This window comes from Maritimibacter sp. UBA3975 (assembly GCF_002384975.1).
Lineage (GTDB): Bacteria > Pseudomonadota > Alphaproteobacteria > Rhodobacterales > Rhodobacteraceae > Maritimibacter.
In genome coordinates, this window is sequence record NZ_DGCP01000009.1 from 762,970 (window position 1) to 781,076 (window position 18,107).

The following is an 18,107-nucleotide window of genomic DNA, read 5'->3' on the forward strand; positions in this document are numbered from 1 at the left end:
AGTGAATTCGGCAGCGACGCCTATTCGTCGCTGTCCGAGCCGTTCAGCAGGCCATGTTTGCGCAGTTTGACGTAAAGGCTCTGACGCGACAGGCCGAGCATCTCCGCCGCAGCGACGCGGTTGTTGCCGGTCAGCCGGACTGCCGTCTCGATGCAGAGCTTTTCCACCACGTCCGACGTCGCGGACACCAGCTCCTTGAGAGAGGCCGTGCCGACGAGGTCCATGACGTTCTTCATCGCCTCTTCGCTGACGGGCGTGCCGCCAAGATCGGGCTCGAAGGCCTCTCGCTGGGAAGCGTCGCGGACGATGAAGCCAAAGCCGAGGTCGCCGCTGCGTTGCGAGAGCCGCGCGACCGAAATCTCCACACTGGCGCGCGTGCCGGTAAGGCTGGCGATCTGTGCGGAATAATTCCGCATGGATCCGGCCTTGGCCGCCGACTCGAGCATCAGCTTGAGGTCGATGGCGCCGCGAACGAGGAACTCGCCGAAGGATTTGCCGCGCACGTCCCGGATTTGCGATGCGTCCGTCAGTATCAGGAAGGCATCGTTCGCGTCGCGCAGCGTCCCCTTGGTGTCGGTGAGCACGATGGCATCGCTCGCCGAAGCGAAAAGCGCCGCCAAGGATTGCGCGAGTTCGGGTCCGGTCGTCGACTCCTCGTCCAAAGGGTCGAGACGGCAGAGCATGAAATGATCGCCCGCCGCGCGGAAATTCTCAGGATAGATCATCAACTCGCGGCCATTGCGGCGCGCGACAGCGTCGATTCCCTCGACTTCCTCCGAATCCGCGGACGACTGAAGGCTCTCCATGAAGCTCGCGGTTCGCCGGCCTTCGAACAATTGCCCGAAAGAGGTGCCGACGAGCGTGTCGACCTTTGACCCCAACAGGAGCGCGGCCGACGTGTTCAGGTCGCGGATGCGCCCCTTCTGCGGCTCGAGGATGAGAATCGGCGCTTCCGCCGCGTCCAGCACGACCCGGTAAAAGGTATTCTCCGCACGAATCCTGAGCTGGTCGCGCTCACGGGCGAGCTGTTCTTTGACGAGTTGCTGCTGCACCTCGGCAATCGGCTGCATGTCGCGGCCCAGAAGAAGGATTTCATCGCTGGCGCGCACGCGGTGCAGCGTGTAGCGCACCGGAAACTCCCAGGTCGCGTTGTCGACATGATTCAATTCGATGGGACGCGGCGTGCTTTCGGGAGAAGCGCTCATCTCGGCGAGGCGGGACGCTAACTTGGACTCGCTCTCTTCGGTCAGAAAGCCCGCGATGTCGCGGCCGACCCAGTGGTCGAGACACCCAAGCGACGGGCAGTTCGCGCTGACGGAGATGCCGGTCACCACGCCGGCTCCATCCACCGAAATCGCGAGATCGGCGGCTTGTTCAAAGGCGCTTTCAACTGTGCCCGGTTCAGGCAACTTGCCTGCGTAGAACAGTGCAGCAGAGGGTCCTTGGCGTGTCACTCAGTGTTCCTCGTCACGGACCTTAGAACGTAGGACTTAGCCTAGATTATGAAAGTCCAGTTCTGGAGCGATCGTAGAAAGACCGCATTTTTCGATAGCTTCACGCGGCGTGCGCGCCACGAAATCGGCACCCGTGCGCTCGATTACCTTGTCTGCTGTCTCCGTAACTCGCCCTCCGATAACGATCGGCGGAACTTGTTCAAGCCTAGTCCGGAGATAATCTACAACATCCGTAATCTTTTCAACCGTGTTCCACGTCGCCGCGGAAAAGCCAACTGCGGAAAAGTGTCGCTGTGACAGAAGTTCGCCGACTTCTTCGGCGTTCATGCCCACACCCATATGGACCCAGAGACCGTGCTGGCGCAATTTGTCCGCCGCGACGAAGGCTCCGAGGGAGTGATCTTCGAAGTCGAGCGTCACCATCAGAAAGCTCTCGCCCAGCGGGATGGTTCCGTCGAGGCGTTGACCCGTCTCGCGCTTTCGTGCCCGGAACAGCGCCTGAAGCCGCGCCGCACCGATCGTTACGTCGACGAAGCTCGCCTCGTCCTTGACCCAGAGCGAACCGAGGTATCGCGCCGCTTCCGGCACATAATAATCGTAGATCTCTTCGCTGCTGGTGCCCGTGGACATCAGCGCGGCGATAGCCGAGTGATGACTCGTCTCGGAGTCCGAAACCAGCGACGCGGCGATGTACTCCACCCAACCTCGTCTTGTTTGCGGCACGCCGTTCTGACGGGTCGATTTGACTGTCTTCAGCGCGGATTCAACGAGAAGTCGGATGGCCGGCTGACTGACGGCGCCCTTCTGTCCCTGACGCGGATTTCCATGATCATCCATGAGCCCCTCCCTCGGACGCACTGGACGCTGTCTGAGCTACAGTGGGTATGCATCAGACCGGCGGCTAGATCAGTCTGACCCGGAATTTCTTATGTGTCAATTTTGGTTGACATCGCCAGCGCACTTTTCACTCAAGCCCCGGAAAACGCCGATCAATTGTTACCGCTGTCACTCAAAGGTCAAACTGCTAACAGGCCTTGGGGTGAGTCGCGATCTTCGCAATTGTCCAATTGGTCTGACAATTTCGATACCCGCAAAGTGTAAATTTTGATTGACACTTTTGAGGCCCGGCTTCTAGCATCCGAGGGTAGACAGGATCGAGAGGACCGCATGTCTGACCCCTCAAAACTACCTGGAAACGGCCTCGCCCTGTACACAGCGGAACAGCGTTTGCGTCGTGATGAGAGCGGCTGGACCCTGGTTCAGGGAATCCTCGCGCCGGTCCAGTTTCTTGTCTTCCTGGTGTCGGTTGCGCTCGTTCTGCGATTCCTCGCAACAGGCGCGGGATACGAGGCTGCGACGATCTCCATCGTGGTCAAGACCGGGGTTCTTTACCTGATCATGGTCACCGGGGCGATCTGGGAGAAAGTCGTTTTTGGTCAGTATCTTTTTGCCCCGCCCTTCTTCTGGGAGGACGTCTTCAGCTTCGCTGTCATCGCGTTGCACACCGCCTACCTCGTCGCCCTGTTCACTGGCTCCGTCTCGCCCACCGGGCTCATGGTGATCGCGCTGGCAGCCTATGCGACATACGCCATCAACGCCGGGCAGTTCCTGCGCAAGCTTCGCCTCGCGCGGCTGGAAGCCGAGGCTCTGTCATGACCCGTCAGGACCCGCCCCCACCGACCCTCGGATGTCGCGATACGCCGGTCATAAAAGAGCGCGGGCAGCACGAAGTGTTCTGCGGACTCACGGGAATCATCTGGCTCCACCGCAAGATGCAGGACGCGTTCTTCCTTGTGGTCGGCAGTCGCACCTGCGCGCATCTTCTGCAATCCGCCGCCGGCGTCATGATTTTCGCGGAACCGCGATTCGGCACCGCGATTCTGGAAGAGACCGACCTTGCCGGTCTCGCCGATGCGCAGGTTGAACTGGAGCGCGAGGTGGAACGCCTCCTCTCGCGCCGCCCCGATATCCGCCAGCTTTTCCTCGTTGGCTCCTGCCCTTCCGAGGTGATCAAGCTCGACCTGTCCAAAGCCGCGCAACGCCTGTCGGCCAAACACGCGCCACATGTGCGCGTGCTCAATTATTCAGGTTCAGGCATCGAGACGACATTCACGGAAGGTGAGGACGCCTGCCTTGCCGCGATGGTCGAGGCTCTGCCCCACACCAACGCACGGCAGCTCATCGTGGTCGGCGCCCTGCCCGATGTTGTCGAGGATCAAGCGCTCGGCCTGCTGGACGCCCTTGGCATCGAGAACGTGCGCGTCCTGCCAGCCCGCCGCCGTGACGACACACTCGCGGTCGGCCCGAACACCGTCTTCGCCCTGACACAGCCCTTCCTTGGCGGCACCGCTGCCGCTCTGGAAAGGCGCGGGGCGCGTCACATTCCTGCGACTTTCCCATTCGGCGAAGAGGGCACCACTGCGTGGCTTCGAGCCGTTTCAAAGGAATTCGGCGTCGAAGCCCAACTCTTCGATGCCGTCACCGACGCGCCCCGTGACCGAGCCAGACGCGCCGTGGCGCAGGCCGCCGAAACGCTGCGCGACAAGTCCGTCTTCTTCTTCCCCGACAGCCAGCTCGAAATCCCACTGGCGCGGTTCCTGACCCGCGAATGTGGCATGACGGCGCTGGAGGTGGGGGCACCCTATATCCACAAGGGCCTCGTCGGTCCGGACCTCGACCTTCTGCCCGAAGGCCCGCGCCTTGCCGAAGGGCAAGACGTGGACAAGCAACTCGACCGGTGCATGGCAGGGCGTCCCGACCTCACGGTCTGCGGCCTCGGCCTCGCCAATCCTCTGGAGGCGGAAGGGTTCGCGACGAAGTGGGCCATCGAACTCGTCTTCTCCCCCGTGCATTTCTACGAACAGGCAGGCGACCTCGCCGGCCTCTTCTCCCGCCCGCTCCGGCGGCGAGAGTTGCTCCGGCTGGAGGCGGCGGAATGAAGCTGTCGGTCTGGACATACGAAGGCCCGCCGCATGTCGGTGCGCTGCGCGTGGCCACCGCCATGACCGGGCTGCACTATGTGCTTCACGCGCCGCAGGGCGATACCTATGCCGACCTGCTGTTCACTATGATCGAGCGGCGCAACCATCGCCCGCCCGTGACCTACACGACGTTTCAGGCCCGCGATCTGGGGTCTGACACCGCCAACCTTTTCAAGACCGCCTGCCAAGCTGCCTATGACCGGTATCAGCCGCAGGCCATGATTGTGGGAGCTTCTTGCACCGCCGAACTGATCCAGGACGATCCGGGCGGGATGGCCGAGACGATGGGTCTGCCCATCCCCGTCATCGCGCTGGACCTGCCCAGCTACCAGAGGCGCGAAAACTTCGGCGCGGACGAGACGTTCTTCCAGATCGTACGTACGCTTACCAAGCCGATGGAACGGAGCGAAAATGTCACCGCCAACCTGATTGGCCCCACAGCGCTCGGGTTTCGTCACCGCGACGACATCGCTGAAGTGACCGCCCTCCTCGGGCACCTTGGAATCGACGTGAACGTGGTCGCCCCATACGGTGCGTCGCCCGCGGACGTCGCGCGGCTCGGCGCTGCGCATTTCAACGTTCTGATGTATCCTGAAACCGGTGAGAGCGCCTGTCGTTGGTTGGAGCGCGAGCTCGGCCAGCCTTACACCCGTGTCGTGCCCATCGGGGTCGGCGCCACCCGCGATTTCGTCCGCGAGGTCGCGGATCTGGCAGGCGTTGCCCCGAAACTCGACGAGGGCCGGCTTCGCCTTCCCTGGTACTCGGCCAGCGTCGATTCCACTTATCTCACCGGCAAACGCGTTTTCATTTTCGGCGACGGCACGCATGTCGCCACCGCTGCGCGCATCGCCCGAGACGAGATGGGCTTCGAGGTTGTCGGGATGGGCTGCTACAACCGTGAGCAAGCCCGGATGATCCGCGCGTTGGCCAGGGACTACGGCGTTCCGGCATTGATCTCGGACGACCATCTCGAGGTCGAGGAGAAGATCGAAGAGCTTTCGCCCGAGCTGATCCTTGGCACGCAGATGGAGCGCCACATCGGCAAGCGCCTTGGCATTCCCTGCGCGGTCATCTCGGCCCCGGTCCATGTTCAGGATTTTCCCGCCCGCTACTCACCCCAGATGGGGATCGAAGGCGCGAACGTGATCTTCGACACCTGGGTGCATCCGCTGGTCATGGGTCTGGAAGAACACCTGCTTCACATGTTCCGCGACGATTTCGAGTTCAACGACGGCGCCGGGGCCAGCCACCACGGCGGCCACGGAGCTGCAGCACCCGCAGAGCCGCGCGTCGAGGCAGAGACCTCAGGCACAGATGGCCCGATCTGGTGCGCCGACGCCGAGCGGGAATTGCAAAAGGTGCCCTTCTTCGTGCGTGGCAAGGCGCGGCGCAACACCGAGAGTTTCGCGGCCACGCAGGGATTGCACCGTATCGAGGTCGATACGCTTTACGAGGCAAAGGCCCATTATGCGCGATGATGTCCATACCCCTGCGGCCTACCGCATCGCGCTCCTGACGCTGGACCAGCACGCTGCCGGGCCCAGCGCCCGCGCCGCCCTGCGCCTCTCCGCCGATTTCCCGGGGCTCGAGATCACTGTTCACGCCGCCGCCGAATGGGGTGAAGACCCCGCGGCGCTGGACGAAGCCCGTGCGTCGATCGCGCAGGCCGACATCGTTGTCACCAGCCTCTTGTTCCTCGAAGATCACATCGAGGCGATCCTGCCCGACCTCGAACGCCGCCGCGATGACTGCGACGCAATGATCGGCATCATCGCCGACGCCAAGCTCGTGCGCCTCACCCGCATGGGCACGCTGGATATGTCCGCCCCGGAAAGCGGGACCAAGAAACTCCTCAAGATGCTTCGGGGTGGCGGCGGGGCCGGCAAACCGGACAGTGGCGCGCGCAAGATGCGAATGTTGCGTCGTCTGCCCCGTATCCTTCGCCTCATACCCGGCAAGGCGCAGGATTTGCGTGCCTGGTTCCTGGTGATGCAATACTGGCTGGGTTCCTCCGACGAAAACATCGAGGCGATGATCCGCCATCTGATCTCGCGCTACTGCCGCCATGAAGAGTGGCGCGGCGCGAAGGCGCCGGCCCCGGTCGAGTATCCCGAAACGGGGCTTTACCATCCGGATCTTTCCGAGCGGATCACGACCGATCCCGCCGACCTTCCGAGCCACGCGGCGACCGGCGGGACCGTGGGCATCCTGATGATGCGCAGCTATGTGCTTTCCGGCGACACTGCGCACTACGACGCCGTCATCCGCGATCTGGAAGCGCGTGGCTTGCGCGTATTGCCCGCCTTCGCGGGGGGCCTCGATTCCCGCCCGGCGATCGAAGGGTTCTTCCTTGATGCGACCGGATCGCAGATCGATACGCTCCTCTCTCTCACGGGCTTCTCGCTTGTCGGGGGACCGGCCTACAACGACAACGACTCCGCGGTCGCGCTACTCAAGACGCTGGACGTGCCTTACGTTGCCGCGCATCCGCTGGAATTCCGGACGCTGGGCGAGTGGGCAAAGTCAGATCAGGGGCTTGGCCCGGTCGAAACGACGATGCTCGTCGCCCTGCCCGAACTGGACGGGGCGACCAACCCGGTGGTCTTCGCCGGCCGCCACAGCCAGGCCGGATGCGACGGCTGCGCGCGGGCCTGCCGGCCCACGACGTCCAAGGAGCTTGCGCCCTGCCATGAGCGCGTCGCGCATCTTGGCGACCGTGTCGCGCGTCTCGCCGCGCTGCGCCGGTCACGGATCGCGGAGCGCCGGGTCGGCATTGTCCTCTTCGGCTTCCCGCCCAACGCAGGCGCGGCCGGAACCGCTGCCTACCTCGACGTCTTCCGCTCACTCCACAATACGTTGCACGCGATGGCCGCGCAGGGATACGACGTGACGCCGCCGCCGACCGTCGAAGATCTGCGCGAAGCCGTGCTCGAGGGGTCCGCCCGCCAGTATGGGCAGGACGCCAACGTAGCGGCCCACGTCCCGGTCGATACGATGGTGGCGAAGACGCCGTGGCTCGCCGAGATCGAGGCACAATGGGGCCCCGCCCCCGGCCGTCATCAATCCGACGGGCGCGGTGTCTTCGTGCTGGGCGCGAACTTCGGCAAGGTCTTTGTCGGGCTCCAGCCCGCCTTCGGGTATGAGGGTGACCCGATGCGACTCCTGTTCGAGCGCGGTTTCGCCCCGACCCATGCCTTCGTCCAGTTCTACCAGTGGCTGCGCCATGACTTCGGCGCCGATGTCCTGCTCCACTTCGGGATGCACGGAGCACTCGAATTCATGCCGGGCAAGCAGACGGCACTGTCTGGACAAGACTGGCCCGACCGGCTGATCGGCGACATGCCGAATGTCTATCTTTATGCCGCCAACAACCCGTCCGAGGCGACGCTCGCAAAGCGCCGGTCGGGCGCGGTGACCGTGTCGCATTTGACCCCGCCTCTGGCGAGCGCCGGGCTGTACAAAGGCCTCGCCGAACTCAAGGATAGCGTGACGCGCTGGCGCGAAACGCCGCCGGACGCATCGGAGCGCGACGAGATCGCCGTCCTGATCGTCGAGCAAAGCGCCGCGATCGACCTGGACGGCTCTGACCCCGACGCCCTGTGGCGTGTGCTGCTCGATACGGAATCCGCGCTGATCCCCGAGGGGCTGCATGTTGTCGGCGCACAAATGAGCGACGCGCGCCGCGCCGAGTTTCTCGCCCATCTCGACGGGGCCGATGCGGCTGCCCGCGCGAAGGCGGATGCCCTGCTTCAGACCGACTCCGAAATCCCCGCCCTTCTCCACGCTCTGGGCGGTGGCTTCACCGCGCCGGTGCCCGGCGGCGACCTGATCCGCTCGCCGGACATCCTGCCGACGGGCCGCAACATCCACGCTTTCGACCCGTTCCGGATGCCGACCGCCCACGCATGCCGTAAGGGCGCGAAACAGGCGCAGCTTCTGCTCGACACCCACGCGTCGATGCCACGCAGCATCGCCCTGGTCCTGTGGGGCTCGGACAACATCAAGTCGGATGGCAGCGCCATCGCCCAGGCGCTGGCTCTCATGGGCGCGACCCCGCGCTTCGACAGTTTCGGCCGCCTGTGTGGCGCTGACCTGCTTCCGCTCGCTGAACTGGGGAGGCCTCGCATCGACGTGGTGATGACCCTGTCCGGCATTTTCCGCGACCTGCTGCCGCTCCAGACCAAGCTTCTTGCCGAGGCCGCGCTCAAGGCCGCGACAGCGGATGAGCCGACCCATATGAATTTCATCCGTGCCCATGCGCTGGCCCACATGGACAAGACCGGCTGTGACCTCGAGACCGCTGCGCTGCGCGTCTTCTCGAACGCCGAAGGTGCTTACGGCTCCAACGTGAATATGCTGGTCGACTCCTCGGCCTTCACCGACGAAGACGAACTTGCCAACGCTTATGAAGCGCGCAAGAGCTTCGCCTATGGCGTAGATGGCAAACCCGCCCCACGCGCGGACCTTTTGCAAGCCGCGCTTGCCGATGTCGACGTGGCCTACCAGAACCTCGAAAGCGTCGAGTTGGGCGTCACGACGGTCGATCACTACTTCGACACGCTGGGCGGGATCGCCCGTGCCGTGAAACGGGCGCGCGGCGGCCAGGAAGCTGCGATTTACATCTCCGACACGACCCGAGGCACCGGCAAGATCCGCACGCTGGCCGATCAGCTCGCGTTGGAAACCCGGTCGCGCTCGCTCAACCCGAAATTCCACGAAGCCCTTTTGGAACACGGAGCCGAAGGCGTGCGCCAGATCGAGGCCCATGTCACCAACGTGCTGGGCTGGTCGGCCACGACCGGACAGGTTCAACCCTGGGTCTATCAGCGGATCTCCGAGACTTTCATGCTCGACAAGGACATGCGCGACCGTATGGCCGCGCTCAATCCCGTCGCGTCCTCCCGGATGGCGAACCGCCTGCTGGAAGCCAGCGACCGAACGTACTGGACCCCCGACGACGCCACCCTTGCTTCGCTGCGCGAAGCGGCGGACGCGCTCGAGGACCGGGTCGAAGGGGTGGCGGCAGAATGACGATGCAACCGAAACCGAACCGGCACAGCGCCGCAACCAACCACGGGACGGGTCACCGCCCGGGAAAGGACACGAAATGAGTCCGCGCGACGACATACCGAACCTTCGGGGGCAGGACGGAGAAGGCTCCGTCCAGGTCCAGCAAGATCCCGACGCGAAGATCGAGGGGGCCAAGGTGTTCTCGGTCTACGGCAAGGGCGGGATCGGCAAATCCACCACCTCGTCCAACCTCTCCGCGGCCTTCGCGAAGATGGGAAAGAGGGTGCTTCAGATCGGCTGCGATCCCAAGCACGACTCGACCTTCACGCTCACCGGGCGCCTGCAACCGACCGTGATCGACATCCTGAAGGACGTAGACTTCCACCCGGAAGAACTCCGCCCCGAAGATTTCGTGACCGAAGGCTGGGGCGGCGTCCAATGCGTCGAAGCGGGCGGCCCGCCCGCCGGCACCGGCTGCGGCGGCTATGTCGTCGGCCAGACCGTCAAGCTGCTCAAGCAGCACCACATGCTCGAAGACACCGACGTGGTGATCTTCGACGTGCTGGGGGACGTGGTGTGCGGGGGCTTCGCGGCCCCGCTTCAACACGCCGACCGGGCCCTTATCGTGACGGCGAACGACTTCGACTCGATCTACGCCATGAACCGCATAATCGCGGCGGTGCAGGCGAAATCGGCCAACTACAAGGTGCGCCTCGCCGGCTGCGTGGCGAACCGGTCCAAGGACACCGACGAGGTCGACCGCTACTGCGACCGCGTCGGCTTCAACCGGATCGCACATATGCCCGACGTGGACGCCATCCGTCGTTCGCGGCTCAAGAAAAAGACGTTGTTCGAAATGGATGACGAGGACGACATCATCGCGTGCCGGGCCGAATACATCCGGCTGGCCGAGACGCTTTGGCGCGGCACCGATCCGCGCGCACCTGCGCCAATGGAAGACCGGGACATCTTTGAAATGCTGGGGTTCGATTGATGCGTGACGTCGCCACCATATCGCGCCGTTTCCAGCGCCTGACGCTTGGGAGAGCCGGATGAGCTACGGAACCACCCTGTCCCGTGTCGAAACCTATTTCGACAAGACCGCGACCCGGACGTGGGAACGGCTGACCAGTGATGCGCCCGTCTCTCGCATCCGTGAGACGGTGCGGCAGGGGCGTGATGCCATGCGCGACCAGATCCTCGGCCGCCTGCCTGCCGATCTCACGGGCGTGCGGGTCCTCGACGCGGGCTGCGGCGCAGGTCAGATGACCCAGGCGCTCGCCGCGCGCGGAGCCCATGTGGTGGCGGTGGACATCTCTCCGTCACTGGTCGAGATCGCGCGCAAGCGGTTGTCACCCGACCTTGCTGCGCGGGTGACGTTCCACGCGGGCGACATGCTCGACCCCGCGCTCGGACGCTTCGACCACGCGGTCGCGATGGACAGCCTGATCTATTACGACAGCACTGACGTTGCGGGCGCCCTCAAGGCACTCGGCGCGCGGACGCAATCGCGTATCGTCTTCACCGTCGCGCCACGCACACGGCTCCTCATGGCCATGTGGCGCATGGGCCAGTTGTTTCCGCGCTCGGACCGCTCGCCCACGATGGTTCCGCAGTCGCCGACCCGGCTCGCCACAACCCTGCGCGATGCAGGGTGTCCCGGCCATCTGCGCGAATTGGAGCGCGTCTCAAGCGGCTTCTACATCAGCCAGGCGATGGAGTACGCATCATGCTGATCCCCCGCAGCCTCCTCCTCAAGATCCCGATGAAGGCGCTTCCGTTCGCCGACGCGGCGAGTGAGGGGCTGCCTATGAGCCAGCTACTCCGGCTCTCGCTTTTCCAGGTTTCCGTCGGCATGGCAACAGTCATGCTGCTGGGCACTCTGAACCGCGTGATGATCGTGGAACTGTCGGTTCCTGCGATCATCGTCGCGCTGATGATCGCCATTCCGGTTCTGGTCGCGCCGTTCCGCGCTTTGCTTGGGTTCCGCTCCGACAACCACCGCAGCGCAATCGGCTGGAAACGTATCCCTTATCTCTGGTTCGGGTCTCTGTGGCAGATGGGCGGGCTCGCCGTCATGCCCTTCGCCCTGCTCGTGCTGTCGGGCCAGCAGACGACCGGCCCGGCCTGGGCGGGCGAGGTTCTGGCGGCTTTCGCCTTTCTCATGACCGGCGTTGGCTTGCACATGACTCAGACCGCTGGCCTCGCACTGGCCACGGATCGCGCGGATGATGAGACCCGGCCGCGTGTGGTCGCGCTCCTCTACACCATGTTCCTGCTGGGAATGGGCCTGTCGGCCATCGTCATCGGCTGGCTGCTTACAGACTTCACGCCCCTCACGCTCATCCGCGTGGTTCAGGGTGCGGCGCTCGTCGGCATCCTTTTGAACCTCGTGGCCCTGTGGAAGCAGGAAAAGGTCCGCCCGATGAGCCGCGAAGAACGCGCGGCGCCACGCCCGCTTTTTCGCGAATCCTGGGCCGATCTCATCTCAGGCGGGCAAGCCGGACGCCTGCTCGCCGTCGTCTTCCTGGGGACCATGGCCTTCAACATGCAGGACGTGCTGCTCGAACCCTATGGCGGTGAAGTGCTTGGCCTGTCAGTCTCGGCGACCACGTTGCTCACGGCGCTCTGGGCTGTTGGCGCGATGGCGGGATTCCTTCTCGCGGGCCGCCGCCTCGCCCGCGGACGTGACCCGTTCCGGATTGCAGCGAGTGGCCTGCTTGTCGGAATCGCAGCATTCTCCTGCGTCATTTTTTCGGCGCCCATGCAGGTGCCGGCCCTGTTCTTCGGCGGATCGTTCCTGATCGGTCTGGGTGCCGGACTCTTCGCCGTGGCTACGTTGACCGCAGCCATGGCCCTGCCCGCGACAGGCAAGGCCGGACACGGGCTCGCGCTCGGGGCTTGGGGGGCTGCTCAGGCGACCGCCGCAGGGCTCGCCATCGCCTTTGGCGGCGGCATCCGAGACAGCGTCAATCATCTGGCCAAGAGCGGCGCGCTCGGCGAGCCGCTCGCAAATGCCGCGACCGGCTACTCGGTCGTCTATCACATCGAAATCGGACTTCTCTTCGTCACGCTCGCGATCATCGGACGCCTGATGCGCCGCGCGTGGCCCAACATTCAGACCAATCCCGCGGAGACCAACCGCCTCAACCTGGCGCAATTTCCGACGTAACCGCCCCGGAAAGGAAACACCATGACCGGAACGTTCTTTGCAAACTTCGACCTCGCGAGCCTCTCGCTGTGGATGTTCTGGGTCTTCTTCGCCCTGCTCGTCTATTATCTCCAGCGCGAGAACATGCGCGAGGGCTATCCGCTCGAGGATGACGACGGCAAGCGCGCGCCGAACAGCGGGCTGATCGGCGCGCCCGAGGACAAGACCTTCCTGCTGCCCCACGGGCGCGGAACCTACGCTGTACCGTCCGGCCAGAATCCGGAGCGCGCCAACCTCGCCCTCGCCAAGACCGCCGCCGGAAACGGCTTCCCGATGGCCCCGACGGGCGATCCGATGATTGACGGTGTTGGCCCGGCCTCCTGGGCCGAGCGTCGCGACAGCCCCGAACTCGACGGCTCCGGCCACCCAAAGATCGTCCCGATGTCCGCCATCGACGGCGTCACGGTCGCCGCTGGCCGCGACCCGCGCGGGCTTCCGGTCGTCTCCGGCGACGACAAGGTCATCGGCACCATCACCGACATGTGGATCGACGAGCCCGAGCAGATGGTCCGCTACCTCGAATACGAACTGGCCGCTGAATTCGGCGAAGGCAAACGCCTGGTCCCGATGACCCTGTCAAGCATCAAATCCGACCGGGTCCGCGTGCGCACGCTGTTCGCGCATCAGTTCGCAACCGTGCCGCAGCACGCATCGCCCCGGCAGGTGACCTTGCTCGAGGAGGACAAGATCTCGGGCTACTACGCCGGAGGCCTCCTTTACGCATCCGAAGCCCGCCTCGAGCCGCAACTGGGATAACCAGCGACCCCGGTGACGGGCCGCAACGAGAAGAAAGACCGCGCCATGCCCCATGATGATTTCGCTTTCGAGCCGGTGAAGGGCCTTCCGGAACGGCTGCCCGAAGGGGAGCACATCCTGTGGCAAGGGCGGCCCGATACGGGTGCGCTGGCCCGCGAAGCGCTCAACATGAACTGGATCGCCGGATATTTCGCCTTGCTGGCCGTTTGGCGATTCATCGTCCTGCTGGGTCAGGTCTCTTTCGGCACGGCTGTCGCGGGCGCCCTGCCCTATCTGCTGGCGGGCGCGGTGGTCTGCGGTCTTCTGTGGATCGTCGCCTTCGTGCAGGCGCGAGCCACCGTGTACACCATCACCAACCGCCGGGTGGCGATGCGGATCGGGGCGGCGCTGACGCTGACACTTAACCTGCCGTTCACCCGCATCCTGAACGCCGATCTCGATTTGAGGGCCGGCGGCACCGGCACGATCGCGTTCGACATCGAGGGTGATACACGCCTGTCTTACCTCATCTGCTGGCCGCATGTGCGACCATGGCGGATGCGCCGGCCGGAACCCGCGCTGCGCTGCATCCCGGAAGCTGAACGTGTGGCGGCCCTGGTCGCGCAGGCCGCCGAAGCGCGCGTTTCCACGCCGGTTCTGGGCCGCGCTCCGATGGCGGCTCCGATGGCGGCGGAATGACATCATGACCCAGTTCACAGCCTCAGCCGAACGCCGCCGCCCGCCGCAGGACGAGCTCGTCCCGCGCACCCTCGTTCGGGCCGTCGGTCTGATGATGTTGGCGGCGCTGGTCCTCGTGACCTATGCGCGCACGACTGGCAAGGCGCCGGTCTCGGCCCCGCCTGAAAGCCCCGTCGCCGTCCGGATGGAGGTCCTGCTCACCGGCGACCTCGCCGGTGCGGCCACGGTCACATCGACCGACGGCACGCTCATCGCGGATCTGTCGCCCGAAGAGGGCGGTTTCATCTCGGGAGTCTGGCGCGTCATCCAGCGCGAGCGGATCAAGCACCGCGTCACTGCCGACGGCCCCGTCATCATCGCGGGCCACGAAAACGGCCGCGTTTCAATTTTCGACCCATCCACCGGATGGAGCGCCGATCTGATGGGGTTCGGCGCGGACAATGCCAGGGCCTTTTCGCGGCTCCTGGCCCAACAGGGAGGACGCCAGAATGGGATGGCTGACCAAGGACATTGAACACGCACCCTGCACAGTGGAGGTAAGCCACTGTTTCGAGAGCCTGCACGCACATGTGCGGTTCGACAACGGTGCGACGATCAACCCCGGTGACGAGGTGCGGGTGAGCGGCCCCGAAATCCTCGCCCCTTTCGGCGAGATCGTGCGCGAAGCGCGTGAGGCCACGATCATCCGGGCTTCGCGGCTCGAACAGATCTGGACCCGGTTGACCGGCGACGTGGAAGTGATGGAGCTCTGCGAGTTCTCGTTTTCCGAGGAGGCCACGCTATGAATATGCACGCCCCTGCCCCCAAGCACACCGCCGATGCGACCACCGCCGAGGAAAGCCTCGCCATCCAGGAGGCGCAGTCGAAGCTCGACGACCAGTCCGCCACCGACGTCGCGATGCAGAACACGCTGCTCACCCCGCGTTTCTACACCACCGATTTCGACGAGATGGATGCGATCAACGTGGAACCGGTCCGCGCGGACTGGGACGAGTTGATCGCCGAGATGGTCAGCGATCCCAACAAGGGCCATTTCCGCAAGAACGAGGACTGGGACCACGTCGACTGGGACAATATGGAGCCCGGCCTGCGCAAGGAGTTCATCGACTTCCTGATCTCTTCCTGCACGGCCGAGTTCTCGGGCTGCGTGCTCTACAAGGAAATGAAGCGTCGCGGCGCGAACCCAGACATTACACAGTTGTTCCAGCTCATGGCCCGCGACGAAGCGCGCCATGCCGGCTTCATCAACGACGCGCTGCGCGAGGCTGGCGTCGCCGTGAACCTCGGTTTCCTGACGAAAGCCAAGAAATACACCTACTTCCGGCCCCAGTTCATCTACTACGCGACGTACCTGTCCGAGAAGATCGGCTACGCCCGATACATCACGATCTTCCGCCATCTCGAAGCACACCCGGAGCAGCGCTTCCACCCGATCTTCAAGTGGTTTCAGGAGTGGTGCAACGACGAGTTCCGCCATGGCGAGGCTTTCGCGCTGCTGATGAAGACCGATCCGAAGCTGACGCGTGGCGTCAACGTGCTGTGGATCAAGTTCTTTCTCACCGCGGTCTTCTCGACCATGTATGTCCGCGACCACCAGCGCCCAGCCTTTCATGAGGCCCTTGGCGTGGATACGGACTGGTATGGTCAGGAGGTGTTCCGCAAGACCTCGGAAATCTCCAAGCAGGTATTCCCCATTACGCTGGACATCGACAACCCGCGCTGGATGTCGGGGCTGAAGCGGCTGCAAAAGGCGAACGCCGATCTCGCCGCGTGCCAGGGCGATACCGGACCGGGGGCCCTCCTTCGCAAGACATCGGCACGGATGCGCGCGGCCGCGGCCTTTGCCGGTCTATATTTCATACCCGCGAGAAAGCACGATGTGCCTTCGACGACGCGGCTGGAGCCGGCCTATTGAAACAGGCCTGCGCGCATATCCGGCTGCCACGCCACGGAGGGGTGACATGACGTCTCCGTGGATCGCAGCCCTTGCCGCGCTTTTCCTGTGGTGGTTTTCCACAGGCGCGATCATGGTCGCAGCGCGGCGCGCTGACCAGTCGGGGCGCCATCCCTTGCGTATCACGCTCTTGTCCCTGCCGCTGCTGATCCTCGGGCTCTTGGCGTTCCACTTCACGCGCGACAGCGCGACGGCGGGTGCCATTTACGGCAGTTTCCTTTCGGTTCTGGCGATCTGGGGTTGGGTCGAGCTGGCCTTTCTCACCGGGGTCATCACGGGCCCGAACCCGCACCCCTGCCCCAAGGGCCTGCCGGAGTGGGAACGGTTCATTCGCGCTTGGGGAACCATCGCCTATCACGAAATGCTGCTTGCGGCCCTGCTGGTGCTGATCTGGCTCCACGGCGCAGGCGCAGTGAACGAAGTCGGTCTGTGGACCTTCGCGACGCTCTACCTCGCGCGGGTTTCGGCCAAGCTGAACCTCTATTTCGGCGTGCCCCGGATCAATACCGAGTTCCTGCCGAAGGCGCTTGGCCACCTGGCCAGCCATTTCCGCCTCGCCCGGCTCAACTGGATCTTCCCGATCTCGGTGACCGGGCTGACGGCCGCAACGGCCTGGTGGCTTTACGAGATGACCGGGGCCGTGTCCCCGACCGAGACGACGGGGATCGCACTCGTCGCGACTTTGACCGCGTTGGCACTGCTGGAGCACTGGCTCATGGTGCTTCCCCTGCCTGACGCGAAACTCTGGCGCTGGATGCTTCCCGCGCCCAAGCAGACAGGCCATACGGCCGGACCGGAGGGACCCAATGGACTTTGACGCGATGTTCACCAGGCAGATCGACACGCTGAAGGAGGAGGGCAACTACCGCGTCTTCGCCGAGCTCGAGCGGACCTGCGGCGCATTTCCCAAGGCGCGCAGTCATGACGAAGAGGGTCCGGACGAAGTCACCGTCTGGTGTTCCAACGACTACCTCGGCATGGGCCAGCATCCCGCGGTGCGCCAGGCGATGAAGGATGCCATCGACAAGTGCGGCACCGGCGCCGGGGGGACACGCAACATCTCGGGTACGAACCACACCCATGTGCAGCTCGAAGCCGAGCTTGCAGACCTTCATGGCAAGGAGTCGGCGCTTCTCTTCACCTCCGGCTACGTTTCGAACTGGGCGGCGCTCTCGACGCTGGGCAGCCGGTTGCCGGACGCGATCATCCTGTCGGACTCGCTCAACCACGCCAGCATGATCGAGGGGATGCGCCATTCGCGCGCCCGCAAGGTCATCTGGAAGCATAACGATCCCGAGGATCTCGACCGCAAGCTCGCGTCCTTGCCCGCCAACGCCCCCCGGATCGTGGCGTTTGAGTCCGTCTATTCGATGGACGGTGACATCTGCCCCATGAAGGAAATCGTCGAAGTGGCCGAGAAGCACGGCGCGATGACCTATCTGGATGAGGTGCATGCGGTCGGCCTCTACGGCCCGCGCGGCGGAGGCATTTCCGAACGCGAGGGGCTGGCGGACCGAATCACGCTGATCGAAGGCACACTTGGCAAGGCCTATGGGTGCATGGGCGGCTACATCACCGGCTCCGCCGCGTTGTGTGACTTCATCCGAAGCTTTGCCTCCGGGTTCATCTTCACGACAGCCCTGCCCCCCGCCGTCGCGGCCGCGGCGAAAACCTCGATCGCGCATCTCAAGACGAGCAGCGCAGAGAGGCAGAACCAGCGCCGACAAGTGGCCCGGTTGCGAGCAGCGCTCACCGCGCGGGGCATCCCGCATCTGGACAACCCGAGCCACATCATTCCCGTGATGATCAAGGATCCGGTAAAGTGCCGGATGCTGGCTGACATCCTGATGCGCGACTGGGGTATCTATGTGCAGCCGATCAACTATCCGACGGTCCCGAAAGGCACCGAGCGGCTGCGTTTCACGCCCTCTCCGCTTCATTCCGACGCCGACATCGACCACCTCGTCGAGGCGCTGACCGTGCTGTGGAGGCAATGCGCCCTGGCTCACGCAGTGGCCTGAGCGCGACGCAAACTGAACCGCGCGGGAACGCCGAACGTAACA

16 protein-coding genes are annotated in these 18,107 nt (G+C 64.3%); 14 read left to right on the plus strand and 2 right to left on the minus strand.

Translation table 11 applies throughout. The features are described 5' to 3' along the window. Positions 1-20 precede the first annotated feature (20 nt). Positions 21-1,454, minus strand: coding sequence for a transcriptional regulator PpsR (ppsR, locus tag B2585_RS08900; protein WP_292022106.1), 1,434 nt, complete (start codon positions 1,452-1,454; stop codon positions 21-23). Positions 1,455-1,490: 36 nt separating this feature from the next. Then, complete coding sequence (locus B2585_RS08905) at positions 1,491-2,291, minus strand: cobalamin-dependent protein (protein WP_292022108.1); 801 nt, start codon at positions 2,289-2,291, stop codon at positions 1,491-1,493. 330 nt (positions 2,292-2,621) lie between these two features. On the opposite strand from B2585_RS08905, the gene bchF reads away from it, so the two are divergent. From bchF to hemA, 14 genes are all read left to right on the plus strand, one after another. Further along, positions 2,622-3,110 (plus strand): 2-vinyl bacteriochlorophyllide hydratase, encoded by a 489-nt coding sequence (bchF, locus tag B2585_RS08910; RefSeq protein ID WP_292022110.1) that lies wholly within the window; start codon positions 2,622-2,624, stop codon positions 3,108-3,110. Then, positions 3,107-4,393 carry a ferredoxin:protochlorophyllide reductase (ATP-dependent) subunit N gene (locus B2585_RS08915; RefSeq protein WP_292022112.1) on the plus strand — a complete coding sequence of 429 codons (1,287 nt, stop codon included), beginning with the start codon at positions 3,107-3,109 and terminating at the stop codon, positions 4,391-4,393. The genes bchF and B2585_RS08915 overlap by 4 nt, the downstream gene beginning before the upstream one ends. Further along, on the plus strand, positions 4,390-5,913 hold the full coding sequence (gene bchB / locus B2585_RS08920) for a ferredoxin:protochlorophyllide reductase (ATP-dependent) subunit B (protein WP_292022114.1): 1,524 nt from the start codon (positions 4,390-4,392) through the stop codon (positions 5,911-5,913). Before B2585_RS08915 ends, bchB begins: the two co-directional genes overlap by 4 nt. Further along, the gene (locus tag B2585_RS08925; protein WP_292022117.1) at positions 5,903-9,466 is read left to right on the plus strand and encodes a magnesium chelatase subunit H; all 3,564 of its coding nucleotides are present in this window, start codon (positions 5,903-5,905) and stop codon (positions 9,464-9,466) included. Before bchB ends, B2585_RS08925 begins: the two co-directional genes overlap by 11 nt. A 76-nt stretch (positions 9,467-9,542) precedes the next feature. Further along, entirely contained in the window at positions 9,543-10,439 is an 897-nt protein-coding gene (gene bchL, locus B2585_RS08930) for a ferredoxin:protochlorophyllide reductase (ATP-dependent) iron-sulfur ATP-binding protein (protein WP_292022119.1), read from the plus strand. A gap of 58 nt (positions 10,440-10,497) precedes the next feature. Continuing rightward, entirely contained in the window at positions 10,498-11,181 is a 684-nt protein-coding gene (gene bchM / locus B2585_RS08935; protein ID WP_292022121.1) for a magnesium protoporphyrin IX methyltransferase, read from the plus strand. Then, a complete protein-coding gene (locus tag B2585_RS08940) occupies positions 11,175-12,617 on the plus strand; it encodes a PucC family protein (protein WP_292022123.1) in 1,443 nt (480 codons plus the stop codon). Before bchM ends, B2585_RS08940 begins: the two co-directional genes overlap by 7 nt. A 21-nt stretch (positions 12,618-12,638) precedes the next feature. After that, positions 12,639-13,412 carry a photosynthetic reaction center subunit H gene (gene puhA, locus B2585_RS08945; protein ID WP_292022125.1) on the plus strand — a complete coding sequence of 258 codons (774 nt, stop codon included), beginning with the start codon at positions 12,639-12,641 and terminating at the stop codon, positions 13,410-13,412. A 45-nt stretch (positions 13,413-13,457) separates the two neighbouring features. Continuing rightward, positions 13,458-14,090 carry a photosynthetic complex putative assembly protein PuhB gene (gene puhB, locus B2585_RS08950; RefSeq protein ID WP_292022127.1) on the plus strand — a complete coding sequence of 211 codons (633 nt, stop codon included), beginning with the start codon at positions 13,458-13,460 and terminating at the stop codon, positions 14,088-14,090. 4 nt (positions 14,091-14,094) lie between these two features. Further along, positions 14,095-14,604: a photosynthetic complex assembly protein PuhC gene (gene puhC / locus B2585_RS08955; RefSeq protein ID WP_292022129.1), complete on the plus strand. Its 510-nt coding sequence runs from the start codon at positions 14,095-14,097 to the stop codon at positions 14,602-14,604. Next, positions 14,579-14,875 (plus strand): hypothetical protein, encoded by a 297-nt coding sequence (locus tag B2585_RS08960; protein ID WP_292022131.1) that lies wholly within the window; start codon positions 14,579-14,581, stop codon positions 14,873-14,875. The genes puhC and B2585_RS08960 overlap by 26 nt, the downstream gene beginning before the upstream one ends. After that, positions 14,872-16,005 carry a magnesium-protoporphyrin IX monomethyl ester (oxidative) cyclase gene (gene acsF, locus B2585_RS08965; RefSeq protein ID WP_292022133.1) on the plus strand — a complete coding sequence of 378 codons (1,134 nt, stop codon included), beginning with the start codon at positions 14,872-14,874 and terminating at the stop codon, positions 16,003-16,005. Before B2585_RS08960 ends, acsF begins: the two co-directional genes overlap by 4 nt. Before the next feature lie 46 nt (positions 16,006-16,051). Continuing rightward, positions 16,052-16,861 carry a putative photosynthetic complex assembly protein PuhE gene (gene puhE, locus B2585_RS08970; RefSeq protein WP_292022135.1) on the plus strand — a complete coding sequence of 270 codons (810 nt, stop codon included), beginning with the start codon at positions 16,052-16,054 and terminating at the stop codon, positions 16,859-16,861. Then, entirely contained in the window at positions 16,851-18,065 is a 1,215-nt protein-coding gene (hemA, locus tag B2585_RS08975; RefSeq protein ID WP_292022137.1) for a 5-aminolevulinate synthase, read from the plus strand. The genes puhE and hemA overlap by 11 nt, the downstream gene beginning before the upstream one ends. Positions 18,066-18,107 lie beyond the last annotated feature (42 nt).